This window comes from Nocardioides solisilvae (genome assembly GCF_003194625.1).
Lineage (GTDB): Bacteria > Actinomycetota > Actinomycetes > Propionibacteriales > Nocardioidaceae > Nocardioides > Nocardioides solisilvae.
Genome location: NZ_QHKX01000003.1, coordinates 567,965 through 587,361 on the forward strand (window position 1 = coordinate 567,965; position 19,397 = coordinate 587,361).

Consider the following 19,397-nt stretch of genomic DNA (forward strand, 5'->3'; position numbering starts at 1 on the left):
AATGGTTGACAAATGACGGGCTGCGTTCCTACGGTCGTGGTCAACCTGGAAGTTGCAGAAGGAGGTCCCGTGAGCGACCCGCTCTCCCGCGTCTTCGCGGCGCTGGCCGACCCGACCCGGCGCGACATGGTCGCCCGCCTCACGGTCGCCGACGCCACGGTCGGCGAGCTCGCGGAGCCGTACGACGTGAGCGTGCAGGCCGTCTCGAAGCACGTGAAGGTGCTCGAGGAGGCCGGACTGGTCAGCCGCAGCCGGGAGGCGCAGCGTCGGCCGGTCCACCTCGAGGCCGAGGTGTTCGACCTCATGACGAAGTGGATCGAGCGCTACCGCCGGCAGGCCGACGAGCGCTACCAGCGCCTGGACGCCGTCCTGGCGCGCATGCAGGAAGACGAGCCGGGGGCCGCGGGCTCCCGGGAAGGAGCAGCATCATGACCACGACCAACTCCACCGACCGGGCCGCCGCCTCGCGCTACGACCAGGCCGCCATCGAGGCCGACCCGACCGTGCCGGCCATCCACATCTGGCGCGACTTCGACGCCACCCCCGACCGGGTGATGCGCGCGCACACCGACCCCGAGCTCTTCGCGCAGTGGGTCGGGCCAGACTCCCTCACCACCCGGATCGACCACTGGGACTGCCGCACGCTCGGCGCCTACCGGTTCGTCAACGTCCCAGTGGACGGGGGCGACGAGGAGTACGCCTTCCGCGGCACCTTCGCCGAGGTGGGCGAGCACCGGATCGTCCAGACCTTCTGCTACGAGGGGATGCCCGAGGCGATCGCCCTGGAGACGCTGACCCTCACCGACCTCGGCGACGGCCGCACGCGGCTCCACGCCTTCTCGCTCTGCGACTCCTTCGAGGGCCGTGACGGCATGCTCGCCTCCGGCATGGAGGTGGGAGTGAACGACGGCTACGCCAAGCTCGAGCGCCTCCTCGCGGCGGGAGTGGCCTGAGGTGGCCCTGCCCACCGACCCGGCCGCGAGGCACCGCGTCGTGGCCGACCGCTTCACCGGACTGGTGCGCGGGACCACCGACTGGTCGGCCCCCGCACCGGTCGAGGGGTGGACGGCGCTGGACGTCGTCGACCACCTCGTCACCTGGCTGCCCGGCTTCCTCGCCGGGGGCACCGACCGCGGCTGGCAGGCGGGTCCGCCCGTGGCCGAGGACCCGGTGGCTGCGTGGGAGGCGCACGTCGCCGGCGTCCAGGGGCTGCTGGACGACCCGGAGGCGGCCGCCTCGCCCTTCCGGCACCCCCACGTGCCGCCCCAGGACCTGGCCTCGGCGCTCACGCGCTTCTGGACCGCCGACGTCTTCATGCACTCCTGGGACCTCGCCCGCGCCACCGGGCAGGACGACACCCTGGACGCCGAGGAGTGCGCGGCGACGCTGGCCGGGATGGAGGCGATGGAGGACGTCATCCGCTCCTCCGGCCAGTTCGGCGAGCGCCAGCCCGTCGCCGACGACGCCGGACCGCAGGACCGGCTGGTCGCCTTCATCGGACGTGATCCCGGCTGGCGCCCACCGGGCGACTGAGCCGGTACGCCGCCGCCCGCTGTGGACGGACGGCCGCCGGCGGGTCTGCCGCGACACCCTGGGGAGCGGCGGCCGACGCTGTCGGCGGGCGCTGGCAGGGTGGGCCGTGCCCGCTCGCGGGCGTCCCGCCCACCAGCGGGTCCCAGCAGTCCGCCCACCGCCCAGCAGCAGCCCACCAGCAGCCCACCGGAGTCGCCGTGCCCACCGCCCCCTCGCAGGACCGCTCCACCCAGATGCTCGCGAAGGTCCGCAAGCTCCTGGCCAAGGCCGAGGACCCGGCGGCGAGTCCCGAGGAGTCGGAGACCTACACGGCCAAGGCCGCCCAGCTGATCGCCGAGCACGGGATCGACGCGGCCCTGCTCTCGGCCGACGACCCGGGCAGCGACCGGGTGGCCGACCGGGTCGTCGACCTCGACGCGCCCTGGGCCCGCGACAAGGCCCACCTTCTCTGCGACGTGGCCGTCCAGCTGCGCTGCCGTGCGGTGCTCCGCACCCGTCCGGCAGCGGGCGGGCCGACCGAGCACTCGGTGCACCTCTTCGGCCACGAGTCCGACCTGGCCCGCGCCGAGCTCCTCTTCACGAGCCTGCTCATGCAGGCGGGGCAGCGGCTGGCCCGGACCCCCGTCCCGCCCCGGGAGCACAAGGCGGCGTTCCGCCGCTCGTGGCAGGCGGGGTTCCGGATGTCCGTGGCCCGGCGGCTCGCCGAGGCGGAGGCCCGGGCCGAGACCGCGGCGGCGGAGCGCACCTCGACCAGCGGGCGCTCGACCGGCCTGGTGCTGGCCGACCGCGCGCACGAGGTCGACCGGGCCCTGCGCGACGCCTACCCGATGACCCGTCAAGCCCGGCCCCGGTCGCTGTCGGGGTCGGGACTGCGCGACGGCTACCTCGCCGGCGAGCAGGTCGACCTGGGCACGACCCGCCTCCGCGGAGGGGCGCCGGCGCTCGGCCGGTAGGTCGCTGCGGCAAGGGGGCGGGCGAGCTCGGTCAGGCTGCGACGGGAGACCTCACAGTCGGGCGAGGTCGGCCAGGCGGGGCGGGTCGGCTCCGGCGCGGCCGACCGTGACGGCGGCGGCCGCGGCAGCCCATTCCAGCGCCTCCCGCACTGCTGCGTCGGTGAGGTCCCAGCGGTCCCCCGGCGCTCCGGGTCGTCTGCCCGACAGGGCGCCGCCGGCGAGCAACCACCTCGTGAGCGCGGCCCCGAAGGTGTCCCCTGCGCCGATGGTGTCCACCACCCGCGCCGGCCGCCCCGGGACGTCGACGACCCGCTCGTGGTCCACCCACGTCGCCCCCTCGGAGCCACGGGTGACGACGACGGCCCCGGCTCCCTCGCCCAGCAGCCGTTGCGCCGCCGCCACCGGGTCCTCCCCCGGCGCCAGCACGTCGAGGTCCTCGTCGGAGGCCTTGACCAGGTCGGACAGCGCCGCCGTCGACCGGGCGGCCGCCACGAGGCCGGGGCCGCCGCCCGTCACCGCCGGCCGGGCGTTGACGTCGTAGACGACCGCGGCCCGTCGCCCGAGAGCCGCGACCAGGGCCAGGACCTGCGCGGCGCCCGGCGCCAGGACGGGTGCCAGCGAGCTGACGACCAGGGCGGCCGGGGAGGGCTCGCCGAGGCCGGACGGCCGGTCCGACAGACGCCACGAGATGTCGAAGTCGTAGGCGGCCGACCCGTCCTCGCGCAGGGTCGCCCGGGCGGTGCCGGTCCGCGCCAGCACCCGGGGGTCGGCGGCCCAGCCCACCCCCTCCGCCTCGAGGTGGGCGACGAGCAGGTCCCCCCGCGCGTCGGGTCCGAGCGCGGTGAGCAGGCGGACGGGGACGCCCAGCCGGGCCAGCGCCACCGCCGCGTTGGCGGCGCTCCCGCCCGGGAGCTCACGCTCGGGTCCCTGCGGCGTCCGCACCACGTCGACCAGCGCCTCCCCCACGACCAGCACCTCGTCGTCCGGCACCTCGTCGACCGGCACCTCGTCGACCGGCACCTCGTCGACCGGCACCTCGTCCTGCTCTCCGTCCATGGGGCCAGCGTCGCCGGTCGGGCCCGCCTCGTCCAGCAGGCGGCATACTGCGGCCATGAACGAGCACCCGGTCCTCCGTGTCGACCGCGAGGCCCCGGAGCCGCCCTTCGAGCAGGTGCGGACCCAGCTCGCCGCGGGGATCGCCGCGGGCGACCTGGCCGCCGGGACCCGGCTGCCCCCCGTCCGCGCGCTGGCCGAGGAGCTCGGTCTCGCCGTCAACACCGTGGCCCGGGTCTACAAGGAGCTCGAGGCCGACGGGCTCGTCGAGACCCGCGGCCGGAACGGGACGGTCGTCCGCAGCACGGACGGGCACGACGGTCCCGACACGTCCGCGGCGGCCCGGAGGGCGACGGAGGAGTTCGTCGTGGCCTGCCGCCGACTCGGGCTGGGCCGCGCCGAGGCCGTCCGGCTCCTCGAGGAGCACTGGGGACGCTGACCGCGACCCCTGCTCGGATGCATGAGTCCCGCCCCGGTGACGGAGCGCGACCCGCGCACGGACGCAGGAGGCCCGCCCCCCGGTCACTGGGGGGCGGGCCTCTGCGCTGCCGGGAGTGGATCACTCCGCGGCGGGGGTCACTCCTTGACGTCGGCCTCGTCGGTCGACTGGGCCTCGGCGCTCTCGGCGTCGGGCTGCACGGCGACGACCTCGTCCTCGCCGTCGACACCCTCGGCGACGACCTCGGCGGGGGCGCCCTCGGCGCTCTCGGCCGCGGCATCCTCGTCGGCGGCGGTCTCGTCCGTGGTCTCCTCGGCGGGAGCCTCGACCGGGGCGGCGGCCGCCCGGGTCTTCTTGGACGACGGAGCCTTCGGCGAGTAGGCCTCGGTGACGAGCTCGATCACGGCCATGGGCGCGTTGTCACCCTTGCGGGGACCGATCTTGGTGATCCGGGTGTAGCCGCCCGGGCGCTCCGAGAACGTCGGCGCGATCTCGGTGAAGAGGGTGTGCACGACCGACTTGTCGCGGACGACCTTCAGCACCTCGCGACGGTTGTGCAGGTCGCCTTTCTTGGCCTTGGTGATCAGCTTCTCCGCGTAGGGACGCAGCAGCCGGGCCTTGGCCTCGGTGGTGGTGATCCGGCCGTGCTCGAACAGGCTGGTGGCCAGGTTCGAGAGGATCAGGCGCTGGTGGGCGGGGCTGCCGCCGAGCCGGCGACCCTTCTTGGGGGTGGGCATCGCTTCTTCTCATTCCTCCCCGGCCGTACCAGGTACCGGGGTAGTCGGTCCCGGCCGGTCGGCCGGGATCATCGGGGGTGCTGCGAGCGTCCGGGGCCGGGCCCCGAACGGCTCAGTACTGCTCGTCCTCGACGCTGTGTCAGTACTGCTCGTCCTCGACGCTGTGTCAGTACTGCTCGTCTTCGACGAAGGCGTCGTCGTCGTCGTCGCTGTAGGCGGCGAGGGCGGCGTGCGGGTCGAAGCCGGGGGCGCTGTCCTTGAGGGAGAGACCCATCTCGACCAGCTTGGCCTTGACCTCGTCGATCGACTTGGCGCCGAAGTTGCGGATGTCGAGGAGGTCCTGCTCGGAGCGGGAGATGAGCTCACCCACGGTGTGGATGCCCTCGCGCTTGAGGCAGTTGTAGGACCGGACCGTCAGCTGCAGGTCCTCGACGGGCAGGGCGAGGTCGGCGGCGAGTTGCTCGTCGACGGGCGACGGGCCGATGTCGATGCCCTCGGCCTCGACGTTGAGCTCACGGGCCAGGCCGAAGAGCTCCACCAGCGTCTTGCCGGCCGAGGCGATGGCGTCGCGGGGACGGATCGACGGCTTGGTCTCGACGTCGATGACCAGCTTGTCGAAGTCGGTGCGCTGCTCGACACGGGTGGCCTCGACCTTGTAGGTCACCTTCAGCACGGGGCTGTAGATCGAGTCGACGGGCATCCGGCCGATCTCGTTGTCGGCGCCCTTGTTCTGCACGGCGGAGACGTAGCCGCGGCCGCGCTCGACGACGAGCTCCATCTCCAGCTTGCCGCTGTCGGAGAGGGTCGCGATCTTGAGGTCGGGGTTGTGCACCTCGACGCCGGCCGGCGGGGTGATGTCCGCGGCGGTGACGTCACCGGCACCCGACTTGCGCAGGTACATGGTGACCGGCTCGTCGTGCTCGGAGGAGACGACCAGGCCCTTGAGGTTCAGGATGATCTCGGTGACGTCCTCGGTGACGCCCTCGATCGTCGAGAACTCGTGCAGGACGGAGTCGATCTTGATGCTGGTGACCGCGGCTCCCGGGATGGAGGAGAGCAGGGTGCGGCGCAGCGAGTTGCCGAGCGTGTAACCGAAGCCGGGCTCGAGCGGCTCGATCACGAACCGGGAGCGGAACTCGTCAACGGTCTCTTCCGACAGGGTCGGGCGCTGAGCGATAAGCACTGAATTCTTTCCTTTCCGGACCCACCCACCATATGACGGGCCCGAACTTCGGCGACGAGGATGAAGTTGAGGGGTGTTCCCCCGTCCGGGCCGCGACGGCGGCCCGGACGGAGGGGGACGGGGGCGGGGCCCCCGTGGTGACTACTTCTTCGAGTAGAACTCGACGATGAGCTGCTCCTGCACGGGCAGGTCGATCTGCGCGCGGGTCGGCAGCTGGTGCACGAGGATCCGCATCCGCGACGGGATGGCCTCGAGCCACGCCGGGACGACGCGCTCGCCGTGGGTCTCGCGAGCCACGATGAACGGCGTCATCTCCAGGGACTTCTCCCGCACGTCGATGACGTCGTGGGCGCTGACCTGGAACGACGGGATGTCGACCTTCTTGCCGTTCACCTTGAAGTGGCCGTGCACCACGAGCTGGCGGGCGTGGCGGCGGGTCCGGGCGAAGCCGGCGCGGTAGACGACGTTGTCGAGGCGGCACTCGAGCAGCTGCAGCAGGTTGTCGCCGGTCTTGCCCTGGCGGCGCGAGGCCTCCACGTAGTACCGGTAGAACTGCTTCTCGAGGATGCCGTAGGAGAAGCGCGCCTTCTGCTTCTCGCGCAGCTGGAGCAGGTACTCGCTCTCCTTGATGCGCCCCTTGCCGTGCTGGCCGGGCGGGTAGGGACGACGCTCGAAAGCAGCGTCACCACCGACGAGGTCGACGCCGAGACGGCGCGACTTCTTGGTCATGGGGCCGGTGTAACGGGCCATGGTTCACAGTCTCCTTGAAGTCTCTGGGGCTCAGACGCGCCGGCGCTTGGGCGGGCGGCAGCCGTTGTGCGGGGCGGGCGTGACGTCCTGGATGGTGCCGACCTCGAGGCCGATGGCACCCAGGGAACGGATCGCGGTCTCGCGGCCCGAGCCCGGGCCCTTCACGAAGACGTCGATCTTCTTCATGCCGTGCTCCATCGCACGACGCCCGGCGGCCTCGGCGGCCATCTGGGCGGCGAACGGCGTGGACTTGCGGGAGCCCTTGAAGCCGACGGTGCCGGCGGAGGCCCACGAGATCACCGCACCGGTCGGGTCGGTGATCGTGACGATGGTGTTGTTGAACGTGCTCTTGATGTGGGCTTCGCCCTGCGCGACGTTCTTCTTCTCCTTGCGGCGCACCTTGGTGGTGCGGCTCTTGGGAGGCATTCAGTATCTCCTGAGGTTGCTGGTAAGCGTGGAAGTTCGAGGAATCGGCGAGTGACCCGGCGTCAGCCGAGGGTCACTTGGCCTTCTTCTTGCCGGCGACGGTGCGCTTCGGGCCCTTGCGGGTCCGGGCGTTGGTCTTGGTGCGCTGACCGCGGACCGGGAGGCCCATGCGGTGGCGGCGACCCTGGTAGCTGCCGATCTCGATCTTGCGACGGATGTCGGCCTGGACCTCGCGACGGAGGTCACCCTCGATCTTGAAGTTCGCTTCGATCTCGTCGCGGAGCTTGACCAGCTCCTCGTCCCCCAGCGTGTGCACGCGAGCGTTCGGGTCGACCCCGGTCGTCGCGAGGAGCTGCTGGGCGCGGGTACGGCCGATGCCGTAGATGTAGGTGAGTGCGATCTCGATGCGCTTGTCGCGCGGGAGGTCGACACCAACGAGGCGAGCCATGTGTCTGGCGTTCCCTTCGGGTAGTTCGCGGCGGTTTCGTCCGTGTCGCGCCCCGGCGCCTCGCACAGGTCCTGGGACCTGTGCCACCGGGCTCCGGCCGCTGCTCCGGAGGTGTGTTCGCCGGTCACCCCGGCCCCTGGGGACCGTCTGCGGGTGGCCCGGCTAGCGAGCACGTTGAGTGGTGTTCTTCAGTTGTCGAGAGCCGGCGGCGGACCGCCGGGCCATCAGCCCTGACGCTGCTTGTGGCGCGGGTTCTCGCAGATGACCATGACGCGGCCGTGGCGACGGATGACCTTGCACTTGTCGCAGATCGGCTTGACGCTCGGGTTGACCTTCACTTCGGAGGGCCTTTCTCAGATCGGCTGGTTACTTGTAGCGGTAGACGATGCGTCCACGGGTCAGGTCGTACGGCGAGAGCTCCACCACCACGCGGTCCTCGGGGAGGATCCGGATGTAGTGCTGGCGCATCTTGCCGCTGATGTGGGCGAGCACCTTGTGTCCGTTGCTCAGCTCGACCCGGAACATCGCGTTGGGCAGGGCCTCCGTGATGGTGCCCTCGAGCTCGATCACGCCTTCTTTCTTCGGCATGTCCTCCACAATCTGTTGCTGAACCGTCTGGAACCGTCTTGCCTACCGTGTTCCGCACCGGACGGCGGGTGCCGCCCGGGTGGCCCGGGAACCTCCCGCCGGAGCGGGTGGACCTCGTGCAGCAGCCGTTGGAGCCTCATTCCCGTGCACGGTCCGGTCGCTCCAGAGGAGGTCCCGGACGATGTGTCACGGCAGCCGCGAGGCGCCAGCGAGCATGCCCACGTTGGGCCGACGCATCAGTCTATCGGCAGCGCCCACCAAATCCCTAATCAGCCGGGACCGTGGACGTCCGGCGCCCGAGGCTGCCCCGGAGCCCTCGGGGGGCCCGCGAGCCGCCGCGCGGCGACCCGGCGCCCTGCCGGCCGCGACGGGGCCGCGACGAGGAGCGGAAGCTCGCCAGGCTGAGCGCCGCCCGCAGCCGCTGCCAACGGGTGAGACCCGCCAGCATCGTGCGCCGCTCCTCCTCGACGGCACGCCAGTAGCTCTCCGCCTCCTCGGGGGCGGGGGGACGCGGTCCGAAGACGTGGCTGTCGGCACGCCGGGCCAGGCCGAGCGAGCCCACCGAGCTGATCCGGGCGGACTGCTGCCGCCGGGTCACGGTCGGGCCCGCCGGCACGGGCTGGCCCAGGTCCCGCGCGTGGTCGACCAGCTCGCGCCAGCCGCCCACGAACCGGGCCGAGACGCTGGCCGCGGTCCGGCGACGCCGGCGGCGGTAGGCCTTGGCGCCGACGACGGCCCCGGCCAGGAGGGCCACCAGCAGCAGCGGGACGCCGACGACCTTGGCGGCCGTGCCGACCCAGGCGGGCAGGCCGCCCGCGGCCTCCTCCTCGTCCTCCTCCTCGGCCTCCTCCTGCTGCATCCGGGTGCGCAGCTCGGAGTCGGAGGACTCCCCCAGCTCGGACGGCGGCGGGATCGGCGCCGGCGGCGGGACGACGGTGCCCGTCATCGGCTCCTGCGTCTCGGGCTGCCGCTCCGCAGGCGGCTTGCGCGACATGAAGCGGTCGGTGGGCAGGGTGCGCCACGTGCCGTCCTCGACCCGCAGCTCGACCCAGGCCTCGACGTGCTCGCCGCGGACCACGCCGTCCTCCGGGACCACGGCGCCCAGCACGACGCGCGCCGGCACCCCCAGCTTGTTGGCCATCAGCGCCATGACGGCGGCGTACTGCTCGTCGTTGCCGACCATCGGCTCGGCGTTCACGAACTCGTCGGAGAGCCGCTTGTGGCCGTGGCCCGGGTGGTAGCCCCGCTCGGCCCGCCGCACGCCGTCGGAGTAGCGACCCTTCTGCTTGAGGTGGTCGGCCGCGGCGAAGACCCGCTCCATGGGCGTGCTCGCGTTCTCGGTCCACTTGTCCCGGGCCTGGTCCAGGAAGCCGGTGTCGGCGTTGAGCGCGCCCGGCAGGGGCGAGGCGCCGACCTCGGGGGAGAGCGAGTCGTCGGGGACGACGGCCTCGAACGAGTAGACGTCGCCCGGGTGCAGGCCGCTCGGCACGACCGCGGTCGAGGTGGCCAGGTTGTAGCGGAAGCTCTCCGCCTTGGTCCGGGGGTCGCCGGACTCGAACTCCATCCCCTGCAGCGCCCCCACCGTCGGGAGCCAGACCCCCGAGTAGCCGCTGGAGACCCGGACCCGGACCTCCACCTCGCGGCCGTCGACGGGGTTGTCGATCACCGAGGAGACCCGCTGGAAGGCGTCGCCCGTCTCCTGGCTCAGGGGGTCGTTGGTGGCGCCGTAGACCATCCCGTCCCAGTGGTCGAGGGTGGCCAGCCGCAGCCGGGTGCCGGCGGGGGCACCCGAGACCACGAACATCTCCTCGGCGTAGACGTTGCCGCCCCGGGCGTCGCCCTGGGCGCGCTTCCCGAGGTCGACGTAGTTGCGGAAGGCCGCCAGCGGGGACGGGTACTGCCCGATGTCGAACGGCGGCTCGACGTGCTCGCGCAGGACCAGGCGGTCGGGGTCGTCGTCCATCACCGCCAGGGCCACGGGCACCGCGACGCCCGCGGCGACCGCCAGCAGGCCCGCCCCCGCGGCCACCCGCACCGGGCCGGGGCGGCCCACGCGCACGCCGGCCGTCGCCCGGCGTCCGCGCACGGCGAGCCAGCCGAGCGCCAGCCCGGTGAAGACGCCGCCCTGGACCAGGAGGGAGTGCGGGTGCGAGACGCCGATCAGGATCGTCGCGGCCAGCACCGTCGCGGCCACCAGGACGGGCAGCAGCGCCGCCAGCCAGGCACGCCGGCCGTCGCGCAGCACCGCGGCCGCCCCGAGCAGGCCCGCGACCAGGCCGAGGACCCAGGGCAGCACCAGCAGGGGTCCGTCGCCCTCGACGGGAGGCAGGGTGGTGAGCAGGTCCTTCCACCCGTGCAACAGCTGGTCGACCAGGGTGGAGAGCGTGCCCGGTCCGGGCAGCAGCGCCGCGTTGCCCTCGGACCGCAGCGTGAGCGGGCCGCCGAGCAGGACGAAGGCGACCATCGCCAGGAGCACCGCCGTGACGGCCGGCAGGTGGAGGGCGCGGCAGAGCACCACGGCACCGACCCCGAGCAGGGTGCCGACGACGCCGACGACGAGGAACTGCCAGCCGGTGAACGACGCCGCGAGCCCCGAGAGGGCGACGCCGACCAGGACGACGAGCACGCCGAGGTCGACCCACTGCTCGGGCCGCGGCCAGCGACGTCCGGACCGGGTCCGGGTCCTCGTGCCGGTCGCCGCGTTCGCGGGCGCGGGCCCGGACCCGGTGGTGGCGGTGCGGGGCGCGCTCATCCCACGCTCCAGCGCAGCAGGGACCCGAGGTCCTCCTTGGCGACGAGGTGCATGACCGGGAGGCCGGCGGCGTCCGAGACCCGGCTGTTCCCCGAGGGCTCGACCAGGATCGCGAAGCCGCGCACCTCGGTGGGGAACGCGGCGGAGGCCCGCTGCACGTCGGAGAAGGCGGCCCGCGAGCCGGTCACGAAGAAGGCGATGCTGGTCTCGGGGGCGACGTTCACTGCGCGCCGCGCGGTCTCCACCAGCCCGGTCGAGCCGAGCTCGGCGCGGCAGACGGCGTCGAGCGCCTGGTGGCCGTCGCTGCCGGTGGAGGCGTGCTCGCCGCAGACGAAGGAGACGTCGAACTCGTCGGTGACCGCCCGGACCGCGATCGAGGCGGCCACGGTCATGGCGGTCTCGAAGGCGTCCTCGTCGTGCCACGATCGCGCCCGGTCGTCCACGACGATGGTGGCGTGGCTGCGCCGGGTGTCGAGGTACTGGCGCACCAGCAGGGCGTTCTCCCCCGTCGACGCCATCACCTTGGCCGAGGAGCGCCAGTGGACGTGGCGCAGGTCGTCGCCGGGGACGTACTCGCGCAGGGCGTGGAAGGCGAGGTCGCTCTGGCTCACCGCGTCTGTGGAGACGCCCTCGAGGTCGCGCAGCAGGCCCGCGCCCAGGGACTCCAGCGGCAGCACCGGCGGCCGCACGAGGACCTCGCGCAGCGGCGTCCAGACCATGTCGCGGCTCACCAGGCCCAGCGGGTCGCCGCGCAGCGTGGTCGCGGGTCCCACGGGGATCACGCCGCGCCGCTCGGTCCGGATCGTGAAGGACTCCTCGTCGCTGGCGTCGGCCGCGAGCGCCCCGACGGCGTAGCGGTGCACCGTCGCCCCGACGGGCACCTCGAGGGTGAGCGGCATCATCCGGCGCCCCGACGTGTTGGTCACCACCACGCCGGCCGCGACGGACTCCCCCGCCACGACGCGCTCGGGCTCCAGCCGCAGGTCGACACGGACGTTGGTCCGTCCCGCGAGGAACGGGGTCGCCAGGAGCAGCAGCAGCAGGCACGCCGCCGCCAGCACCCCGAGCTCGAGCCACCCGGTGAGCCGGGCGAGCACGAGCGAGGCGACACCGAGCGCGAGGACGACCCAGCCGATCGGCTTGACGACCTCGGCGACCTGGCGGGCCCCGCGCAGCACGACCTCCATCGACGCCTCAGGCCACCCGGTCGGTCGGGGTCGCGACGGAGTCGAGGAGGCGACCGATCACCGTCTCCACCGAGACGCCGCTGAACTGCGCCTCGGCGTCGAGGAGCAGCCGGTGGCTCAGGACCGGCTCCGCCAGCTCGCGGATGTCGTCGGGCACGACGTGGTCGCGGCCGTCGGCGGCCGCCCACGTCTTGGCCACCCGCACGTAGGCCAGGCAGCCGCGCGGGGAGAGCCCGAGGCGCACGTGCGGCTGGCGCCGCGACTCCTCGGCCAGCTCCGCGACGTACCCCACCACCGCCGGGTCGACGTACACCTCGTCGGCGAGCTCGCTCATCTGCGCGATCGTCTGGGCGGTGATGACCGGCTGGACCAGGCCGGCGCGGTCGCGCACCTTGGCGTTGACCAAGAGCTCGACGGTCGCCTGGCGGTCGGGGTAGCCGACCGACGTCTTCATGAGGAAGCGGTCGAGCTGCGCCTCCGGGAGGCGGTAGGTGCCGGCCTGCTCGATCGGGTTCTGGGTGGCGATGACCAGGAACGGCCGCCCGACCGGGTGCGCCACGCCGTCGACGGTGACCTGGCCCTCCTCCATCACCTCGAGCAGGGCGGACTGGGTCTTGGGCGACGCGCGGTTGATCTCGTCGGCCAGCACGATCGTGTGGAAGATCGGGCCGGCGTGGAACTCGAAGGAGCCCTTGTGCTGGTCGTAGACCGTGACGCCGGTGACGTCGGAGGGCAGCAGGTCGGGGGTGAACTGGATCCGCGCGTGGCTGCCCTGCACGGTGTTGGCCAGCGCCCGGGCGAGCATCGTCTTGCCGGTGCCGGGGACGTCCTCGAGGAGGATGTGCCCCTCCGAGAGCAGGCAGGTCAGGGCGAGCCGGACGACGTGCCGCTTGCCGAGCACGGCCTTCTCGATGTTGTCCGTCAGCTGGTCGAAGGTCTTGCGGAACCACTCGGCCTGCTCGTGGGAGATCGTCATGCGTTGTCTTCCGTTCGTCCGGCTCCCCCGCGCGGGGGACAGAGGGATGGAGGGTGGGTGGAGACGAGGGGCGGCGCGCTCACCACCCCTTGACGGCGCTCGCGTTCTGCCGTTTCTTGTCGCCCTGGTCCGCGGTGGTGCAGTCGATGCTGAGCGTCCCGTTCCAGTAGTAGTTGGGCAGCGTCACGGCGACGTCCCCGTTGGCGTCCTGGAACGAGTGGATGGTCTCCGAGGTGATGCCGGTCCGCACCACGCTGCACCCGTAGGCGGAGAGGAACCCGGTCACCCGGAACGACACGAAGCCGCAGCTGGAGCTGTAGCAGCGGTCCCCCGGGTCGGTCTCCGGCGGGCTGCAGGGGTTGTTGGCGTTGCCGCCGTCGTTGCACGGGACCTTCGTGAGGGTCGCCACCGGGGCCGGCGGGTCGCCGGTGCCGGCCTCCGCGGCCGCGTTGCCGGCACCCCGGTTGCCCGGCGCGTCGTCGTAGAGCGTGACCTCCACGCGGGTGGTGGAGCGCCAGCCCAGCTCGACGGGCTGCATCGGGTAGGTGAAGGTGCCGGGCCCGTAGCCCCCGAGGTCGACCGTCTGCTCGCCGAGCAGCACGGGCGCGCCCCGCTGGCTGACGTCGAGGGTGCGGACGAGCAGCTTGCCCGGGTTGCCGTTGTTGTTGCCCTCGACCACCCACGTCACCCTGGACCCGGCCACCTCGGCGCGCGCCCGCACCATCTGGTCGTTGAGCGGGCCGTAGCTCTGCGCGTCCTGCACCGAGCTCTCGCTGCACTTGCTCTGCTCGTTGCAGACCCGCAGGCGCACCGAGTGTGGCTGAAGGTTGTTGGGCAGCCCGACGACCTGCGCCTGCTGACCGGTCTGGCTGGCGGTCCGTCCGGGGACCCCGTTGACCAGCACCGTGACGTTGCTCTGGGCGCCCCGGGAGGGCGGCACCTGGTAGTTGACCCGCACCTGGTTGTCCTGGCCGGTCGCGTCCCAGCTCCAGCCGCCCCACGGCTCCGGCGTGCCGACCGCGGCGAAGGTCTGCGGCGTGCTGGCCGGGGACGTGTTCCGCTCGTTGTGGGCCTGCACCGTGTAGGTCCAGACGCGGCCGTCGTAGGGGACGCCCTCGTGCCGGCAGGTCGTCGCGGTGATCCGTCGGCAGCCCGGCAGGGTCTCTCCCCTGCCGTTGACCGTCGCCCGCACCGAGTAGAGCGTGGGGGCCGGGCCCTCGGGGAGGGTCCCCGCCCAGTCCAGCCGCACCGTCGTCGACCCGGCCCCCGACTGCAGGTCCTGCATGGTCAGCCCCTTGGGGCTGGCCGGCGTCCCGATCGTCTGGAAGGGGTCGGAGACCCGGGGCTCGGAGGTTCCGGTCGCGTTCCGCGCGCGGACCGAGAACGTGTACTGCTGGTTGTTGTCCAGCCCGGGGATCTGGGTGCTGCGCTTGGTGCCGACCACCTCCTGGGCCCCGTCGCGCCAGGAGATGTAGTACATCTGGATGTCGGAGGCCCGCGTCGGCGCCTTGCCCCAGCGGAGCGTGAGGGTGCCGTCGCCGATCTCGTCGGCCCGGATCCACGGCACGACGCCCGGCTGGCGGTCGATCACGGCCGAGCGCGAGCGGCCGCTCCACTCGGAGAAGCCGACCTTGTTGTGGGCGCGGACCTTGAACGCGTAGCGCTTGCCGTTGTCGGGGACGCGGAAGGTGCCGCGGTTGCTGCGGAACCGCTGGCTGCGCGAGCCGTCGACGAGGGCGACCTCGTAGAAGTCGATGCGGGAGCCGCGCGGGTCCGAGGGCGCCCAGCTGAGGTCGACCGACCGGTCCCGGATCTCGTTGGAGAAGGGGGCGCCGGGTGCCGTCGGCACGTCCTGCACCTCGACGGAGATCCGGCCGCTCACCCGCCGTTCGGGACCCGGGTCGTCGCTCGAGACGTCGGACATCTCCACCTGCAGCTCGGTCCGTCCGCCGGCGCCGCGCGGCGCCTGGAGCCGCAGCGTCGAGCCCGACGAGGACGGGTTCACCGAGTTCCCCGAGACCCGCCGCACGGAGAGGATGGTGGGCCGGGGGTCGCGGACGCCCGCGCGCAGGTAGCGGGCGAGGTCGATCTCCTTGCTGGCGCCCGGCTTCATGTCGGGCACCGAGATCGAGAGCAGCGACGGCGAGGGGGCGCGGGTGACCCGGACCCGGATGGTGTCGGGGTCGCTGTCGCCGGCCCGGACCGTCAGCTCGGCGACCGAGCCGGCACGGGTGCCGCCGTCGACCGACACGTTGAGCAGCGGCCCCCCGTCGGCGGCGAGCTCCACGCCCGGCACCTCCTGGCTCCAGGCGGCCGAGTAGCCGAGCGCGTACTCCTGGCCCGGCTCGAGCGTCGGGCCCACGACGGTGCACACGCTCGGCACGTCGATCACCACGGCGTCGGACGCGGCCACGTCGATGGGGGTGTCGGTGCAGTCGATCTCGGGGCGGTCGTCGCCGACCTGGACGGGGATCGAGATCACCGTCGGCGCGGAGCCGCTCCCGCCGTCCTCGCCACCGGTCCCGCCGACCACCTCGACCATCACCGCGGCCGGGCCCCGGAAGTCGTCGCGGGCGGAGAGCTCGACCTCCGTGTCGGAGGTGCCCCGGGCGCTGACGGCGCTGCGGGGCGACCCCCAGACCTGCTGCGAGCCGGTCAGGGTGAGGCTCCCGCCGCCCGGGTTGGCGACGTACTTGTCCAGCTTGAACCGCTTGGAGGCTCCTGAACCCACCTCGATCAGGGAGCCGGCCTTCAGGTAGGGGCGTCCACCCGCGGCGGGCGGGACGTAGAGCGACGCGCTGGCCGCGCCGCCCTGGGCGTCCTCGACGCGGAACGGCACCACGCGCGGCGCCTCGCCGCGGGTCACGGTGACGGTGTTGCCGACCAGCTCGTAGGTCCCCTCCTCCGCGTAGACCTGCGTGACGCGCAGGTCGTCCACGCTGCCGTCGGGGTCGTACGCCGCCGGTCGGTCCTCGTCCGCCGCCAGCAGGTCGACCTTGACGGCGTCACCGGCGTCGGCCGCCCCGAAGGCGTCCTGGACCACCGGAGGGTTGTTGAACCCCTCGGCCGTCTCCACGCGCAGCGTGGCCAGCGAGCTCTGCAGGCCGTTGTCGAGCGAGTAGACCACCTCGACGGTCTCGGCGTCGGGGTCGGCCGGTGCGTCCACCAGGACCGGGCCGATCTCGGAGTCCAGGCGCACGCCGCGCGGCGGGTCCACCAGGTCGAGCGTGACCCGCTTGGCGGAGCCGATCTCGTCGTTGGCCAGCACGTCGACGCGCGCGGTGGCACCGGGGGCGACGGTGATCTCGTCGGCGACCGCGACCGGGGCCTGCGGGAGCCCCGCCGGCACCACGGCGACCCGGGCCACCCCGGTCGCCTCGGCGCCCCGGGCGTCGGTGATCGTGTAGGTGAACTCGTCGGTGCCCGAGACGCCTGGGTAGGACTGGTACTGCAGGTAGTTGGCGCCGTGCTCGAGCAGGCGGCCCAGGCGGGGTGCCGACGCGATCCCCGTGACCACCACGGGGTCGCCGTCGGGGTCGACCTCGCTGCCGGGGAGCTTCAGCCTGAGCGGCTCCCCCGCGACGACCCGGCCCTCGAGGGCGGGCGGCTCGGGGGCGGTGTTGGGCCCGTCGTCGGGCACCACCACGACCGCGAGCTCGCCCGGGGCGGTCTCGCCGGTCGTGTTGCGCGCGACGTAGGGCACCCGGAACGTCTCGCGCTCCTCGAGGTCCACGGGCGCGACGTAGCGGACCAGCCGGCCCGAGACGTAGGCGGTGCCGGCCTCGCCGACGTAGTCCTGCCGCGCCACGACCTCCAGCTCGCCGGAGCGCTCGGTGGCGCTGTCGGGCGCGAGGTCGAGCCGGTCGCCCGACGGGCTGAAGTCGTTGTCGAGGACGGGGTGGGCGACCACCTGGCCGGCGCGCACGACGACCCGGTCGGGCCCGGTCACCGGCGTGTTGTCCTCGGGCACCGGCCGCTGGGTGACGAGCACCTCGCCGCTGACGCCGGAGACCGAGCCGTTGCTGATCGTGTAGCGGACCACCTGGGCCGACGGGTTGAGCACGCCCTGGCGCGCGGAGATCCGCAGCCAGCGGCCCTCGACGACCGCGACGTCGACCTGCCCCTCGCGGTCGGGCCGGGCGTCCTGGACGACGAGGATGCCGCCCGCGGGGTCGACGTCGTTGGCCAGCACGTCGACCGTGGCGGCCGACTGGCCGTAGAGGGTGAGCGTGTCGGGGCTGGCGACGGGGTCCTGCGGATTCTTCGGCGGCGGACGCACGTCGACCCGGATCTTGCCGCGGGCGAGCCGCGCGTTGCCGTACGCCGTCTGGTAGTCGAGCAGGTAGGTGCCGGCCTTGACCGCGTCCACCCGGACGACGCCGGAGTTGACGTCGGTGCGCACCTTGGCGCCGGCCTGGTCGGGGATCCGGCCGCCCAGCTCCAGCTGGGCGTTGGGGGTCCCCGGGTCGGAGCCGGGCAGGTCGTTGGCGAGCGGGCGGACGATGATCGGCTTGCCCACCTCGCCGCTGACCACGTCGGGCTCCGCGACGGCCGGGTAGGTCGTCTGCTCGAACTTCTCCTGGACGGTCACGTTGAGGACCTGCCGCACCGGCTCGGAGAGGCCGTCGGAGACGGCGTACTCGAGCTGGACCTCGCCGCCGGTGGCCGGCGCCTTCACCCGCAGCCGGCCGCTCGTCGTGGTCCGGGTGACCACGTCCTGCAGGCCGCCGACGACGCGGGAGGACTCGAGCATCAGCGGGTCGCTGTCGGTGGGGTCGCGCCAGTCGGGGAGCACCGGCAGCTCGAGCGTGCCGCCGGCGGGCATCCGCCACTGGCGCGGCTCGTAGTTGTCGCGCAGCCGCGGCGCGGCGTTCTCCTGCCCGCCGCGCACCGCGACGGTGACCGTCGCCTGGTCCTTGAGGTTGCGGCCGTCGTCGATGTAGTAGTCGAAGCTCGCCTGGCCGCGGGCGTTCTGGGGAAGCGTCAGCTGGAGGGTCTGGCGGTCGGGGCTGATGGCGACGCGGGCACCCGGGATGTTGGGCTGGTCGACGCCCTGGATGGCCAGCAGCCGGCCCTCGGGGGCGGCGTCGTTGTCCAGCGGGTAGAGCACGCTGGTCCGGCCGGCGCGGGCGCCGAAGTCGTCGGGCTCGGCCTGCGGCGGACGACGGTCGCCGGTCGTCTGCTGCTCGTCCTCGGGCTGCTCCTTCTCGACCTTCTTGGTGTCGGTGAAGGCCTCCCAGTTGTCGATCTTGAGGGGGCGGTCGGTGTCGACCTCCCAGACCGTGCCGCTGTCGGCGTCGTTGAGGACGATGTCGCCGCGGTTGACCCGGAAGACGAGGTCGGAGGCCGTGCCCCGCGCGCCGAGCGACTGCACCTGCGGGGCCTCGTCGCCGCAGGCTGTGGCCAGCGTCCCCTCGCCGCCCGACCAGGCGGCGAAGACGCAGGGGCCGAGCCGCACCGGGGCGGTCGGGGTGCCGGAGACGTCGCCGACCAGGGTCGAGACGCGGCCGGAGCCGAGGTCGACCTCCGAGAGGCCCGCCCCGTGCGCGACGAGGACGGTGTCGGCCGCCGGGCCGGGCTGCTGCAGCAGCGCCCCGGGCTCCACCGTGGCGGCCCCGCCGGCGGTGGTCCACAGCGTCCCGCCCTCCCGGTCGAGCGTGACCGCGACCTCGCCGACGGAGGTCATCGCGTCGGGGCTGCCCGCTGCCTCGGGGAGCTCCTCGGTCGTGGGCTCCTGCAGGTCGGGCTGCGCCGGGTCGGGCTGCCACGTGGCGACGCGCTCCTTGCCGGCGGAGACGACGACCACGGCACCGCCCCGGGTGACCGTCATCGCGGCACCGGCCCCGACCTTGGCCAGCGGCTCGGCCTGCTGGTCGAGCGCGGCGACCAGCGGGGCGCCGGTCTGCTCGTCGTACCGGACCGCCCAGGTGCTGCCCGTCTCCGGGTCCACCGCGGCGAGCGTCCCGCCGACCATCGCCACGGTGCCGCCCGGGGCCAGGGAGGCACTGGCGCCGTCGTTGGCGCGCAGGGTGGCGGGGTCGAGGGGCACGAGCCGGCCGGCACGGCCGTTGACCCCGACGACGGAGGCGCCGTCCTGGTGGACGTCGAGGTCGGCGTCCTGCTCCAGGGGGACGGCGCCGTCGAGCCGGTTGATCGGCTTGTTGAGCCGGCCGAAGTAGCCCTTGTCGCTCTTGGTGACCCAGATGCCGCCGTCGTTGAGCTCGGTGCGGTGCGACTGGTAGCCGTCGGCGGAGATCGCGTACGCCAGCACGGCACCCGCCGCCACGACGAGCGCCGTGTGCGAGGCGATGGCCGCCCTGTGCCGACGCAGGAACCCGCGCATCTCGAACTCTTCCCCCTGGTTCTGGTGCC

17 protein-coding genes are annotated in these 19,397 nt (G+C 73.3%); 5 read left to right on the forward strand and 12 right to left on the reverse strand.

Features of this window, described 5'->3' with window-relative positions; all coding sequences use genetic code 11:
• Positions 1-69: 69 nt before the first annotated feature.
• From DNK53_RS14035 to DNK53_RS14050, 4 genes are all read left to right on the forward strand, one after another.
• Positions 70-432 carry an ArsR/SmtB family transcription factor gene (locus DNK53_RS14035; protein ID WP_110182929.1) on the forward strand — a complete coding sequence of 121 codons (363 nt, stop codon included), beginning with the start codon at positions 70-72 and terminating at the stop codon, positions 430-432.
• The gene (locus tag DNK53_RS14040; RefSeq protein ID WP_110182930.1) at positions 429-953 is read left to right on the forward strand and encodes an SRPBCC family protein; all 525 of its coding nucleotides are present in this window, start codon (positions 429-431) and stop codon (positions 951-953) included. Before DNK53_RS14035 ends, DNK53_RS14040 begins: the two co-directional genes overlap by 4 nt.
• 1 nt (position 954) lies before the next feature.
• The gene (locus tag DNK53_RS14045; protein ID WP_110182931.1) at positions 955-1,533 is read left to right on the forward strand and encodes a maleylpyruvate isomerase family mycothiol-dependent enzyme; all 579 of its coding nucleotides are present in this window, start codon (positions 955-957) and stop codon (positions 1,531-1,533) included.
• Between the two features lie 197 nt (positions 1,534-1,730).
• Entirely contained in the window at positions 1,731-2,486 is a 756-nt protein-coding gene (locus DNK53_RS14050; RefSeq protein WP_204163927.1) for a DUF2786 domain-containing protein, read from the forward strand.
• A gap of 51 nt (positions 2,487-2,537) precedes the next feature.
• Here DNK53_RS14050 and DNK53_RS14055 read toward each other — a convergent pair whose 3' ends face one another.
• Positions 2,538-3,542 (reverse strand): PfkB family carbohydrate kinase, encoded by a 1,005-nt coding sequence (locus DNK53_RS14055; RefSeq protein ID WP_110182932.1) that lies wholly within the window; start codon positions 3,540-3,542, stop codon positions 2,538-2,540.
• A gap of 55 nt (positions 3,543-3,597) precedes the next feature.
• Between DNK53_RS14055 and DNK53_RS14060 the strand changes: the two genes are divergently transcribed.
• On the forward strand, positions 3,598-3,978 hold the full coding sequence (locus DNK53_RS14060) for a GntR family transcriptional regulator (protein ID WP_110182933.1): 381 nt from the start codon (positions 3,598-3,600) through the stop codon (positions 3,976-3,978).
• 137 nt (positions 3,979-4,115) lie between these two features.
• On the opposite strand, the gene rplQ is transcribed toward DNK53_RS14060, so the two are convergent.
• The 11 genes from rplQ to DNK53_RS14115 form a co-directional block, all read right to left on the reverse strand.
• Entirely contained in the window at positions 4,116-4,715 is a 600-nt protein-coding gene (gene rplQ / locus DNK53_RS14065; protein ID WP_110182934.1) for a 50S ribosomal protein L17, read from the reverse strand.
• 166 nt (positions 4,716-4,881) lie between these two features.
• On the reverse strand, positions 4,882-5,898 hold the full coding sequence (locus DNK53_RS14070) for a DNA-directed RNA polymerase subunit alpha (RefSeq protein WP_110182935.1): 1,017 nt from the start codon (positions 5,896-5,898) through the stop codon (positions 4,882-4,884).
• Positions 5,899-6,039: 141 nt separating this feature from the next.
• The gene (gene rpsD / locus DNK53_RS14075) at positions 6,040-6,648 is read right to left on the reverse strand and encodes a 30S ribosomal protein S4 (RefSeq protein WP_110182936.1); all 609 of its coding nucleotides are present in this window, start codon (positions 6,646-6,648) and stop codon (positions 6,040-6,042) included.
• Between the two features lie 30 nt (positions 6,649-6,678).
• Complete coding sequence (gene rpsK, locus DNK53_RS14080) at positions 6,679-7,074, reverse strand: 30S ribosomal protein S11 (protein WP_110182937.1); 396 nt, start codon at positions 7,072-7,074, stop codon at positions 6,679-6,681.
• 73 nt (positions 7,075-7,147) lie between these two features.
• Positions 7,148-7,522 carry a 30S ribosomal protein S13 gene (gene rpsM / locus DNK53_RS14085; protein ID WP_101525223.1) on the reverse strand — a complete coding sequence of 125 codons (375 nt, stop codon included), beginning with the start codon at positions 7,520-7,522 and terminating at the stop codon, positions 7,148-7,150.
• Between the two features lie 224 nt (positions 7,523-7,746).
• Positions 7,747-7,860 carry a 50S ribosomal protein L36 gene (gene rpmJ, locus DNK53_RS14090; RefSeq protein WP_004008316.1) on the reverse strand — a complete coding sequence of 38 codons (114 nt, stop codon included), beginning with the start codon at positions 7,858-7,860 and terminating at the stop codon, positions 7,747-7,749.
• Positions 7,861-7,888: 28 nt separating this feature from the next.
• Positions 7,889-8,110: a translation initiation factor IF-1 gene (gene infA / locus DNK53_RS14095; protein ID WP_026145687.1), complete on the reverse strand. Its 222-nt coding sequence runs from the start codon at positions 8,108-8,110 to the stop codon at positions 7,889-7,891.
• Positions 8,111-8,375: 265 nt separating this feature from the next.
• Positions 8,376-10,862, reverse strand: a complete 2,487-nt coding sequence (locus DNK53_RS14100; RefSeq protein WP_110182938.1) for a transglutaminase domain-containing protein — start codon at positions 10,860-10,862, stop codon at positions 8,376-8,378.
• The gene (locus DNK53_RS14105; protein WP_110182939.1) at positions 10,859-12,049 is read right to left on the reverse strand and encodes a DUF58 domain-containing protein; all 1,191 of its coding nucleotides are present in this window, start codon (positions 12,047-12,049) and stop codon (positions 10,859-10,861) included. Before DNK53_RS14105 ends, DNK53_RS14100 begins: the two co-directional genes overlap by 4 nt.
• Positions 12,050-12,056: 7 nt before the next feature.
• Positions 12,057-13,025, reverse strand: a complete 969-nt coding sequence (locus tag DNK53_RS14110; protein WP_110182940.1) for an AAA family ATPase — start codon at positions 13,023-13,025, stop codon at positions 12,057-12,059.
• Between the two features lie 79 nt (positions 13,026-13,104).
• Positions 13,105-19,368 (reverse strand): Ig-like domain-containing protein, encoded by a 6,264-nt coding sequence (locus DNK53_RS14115; protein ID WP_110182941.1) that lies wholly within the window; start codon positions 19,366-19,368, stop codon positions 13,105-13,107.
• Positions 19,369-19,397: the final 29 nt, after the last annotated feature.

What these genes read in the sequence shown, in the direction of transcription:
- DNK53_RS14040 (WP_110182930.1), top strand. Translation starts at nt 429, where the DNA reads ATGACCACGACCAACTCCACCGACCGGGCCGCCGCCTCGCGCTACGAC.
- DNK53_RS14055 (WP_110182932.1), bottom strand. Translation starts at nt 3,542, where the DNA reads ATGGACGGAGAGCAGGACGAGGTGCCGGTCGACGAGGTGCCGGTCGAC.
- DNK53_RS14060 (WP_110182933.1), top strand. Translation starts at nt 3,598, where the DNA reads ATGAACGAGCACCCGGTCCTCCGTGTCGACCGCGAGGCCCCGGAGCCG.
- rplQ (WP_110182934.1), bottom strand. Translation starts at nt 4,715, where the DNA reads ATGCCCACCCCCAAGAAGGGTCGCCGGCTCGGCGGCAGCCCCGCCCAC.
- rpsD (WP_110182936.1), bottom strand. Translation starts at nt 6,648, where the DNA reads ATGGCCCGTTACACCGGCCCCATGACCAAGAAGTCGCGCCGTCTCGGC.
- rpsK (WP_110182937.1), bottom strand. Translation starts at nt 7,074, where the DNA reads ATGCCTCCCAAGAGCCGCACCACCAAGGTGCGCCGCAAGGAGAAGAAG.
- rpsM (WP_101525223.1), bottom strand. Translation starts at nt 7,522, where the DNA reads ATGGCTCGCCTCGTTGGTGTCGACCTCCCGCGCGACAAGCGCATCGAG.
- infA (WP_026145687.1), bottom strand. Translation starts at nt 8,110, where the DNA reads ATGCCGAAGAAAGAAGGCGTGATCGAGCTCGAGGGCACCATCACGGAG.
- DNK53_RS14100 (WP_110182938.1), bottom strand. Translation starts at nt 10,862, where the DNA reads ATGAGCGCGCCCCGCACCGCCACCACCGGGTCCGGGCCCGCGCCCGCG.
- DNK53_RS14105 (WP_110182939.1), bottom strand. Translation starts at nt 12,049, where the DNA reads ATGGAGGTCGTGCTGCGCGGGGCCCGCCAGGTCGCCGAGGTCGTCAAG.
- DNK53_RS14110 (WP_110182940.1), bottom strand. Translation starts at nt 13,025, where the DNA reads ATGACGATCTCCCACGAGCAGGCCGAGTGGTTCCGCAAGACCTTCGAC.
- DNK53_RS14115 (WP_110182941.1), bottom strand. Translation starts at nt 19,368, where the DNA reads ATGCGCGGGTTCCTGCGTCGGCACAGGGCGGCCATCGCCTCGCACACG.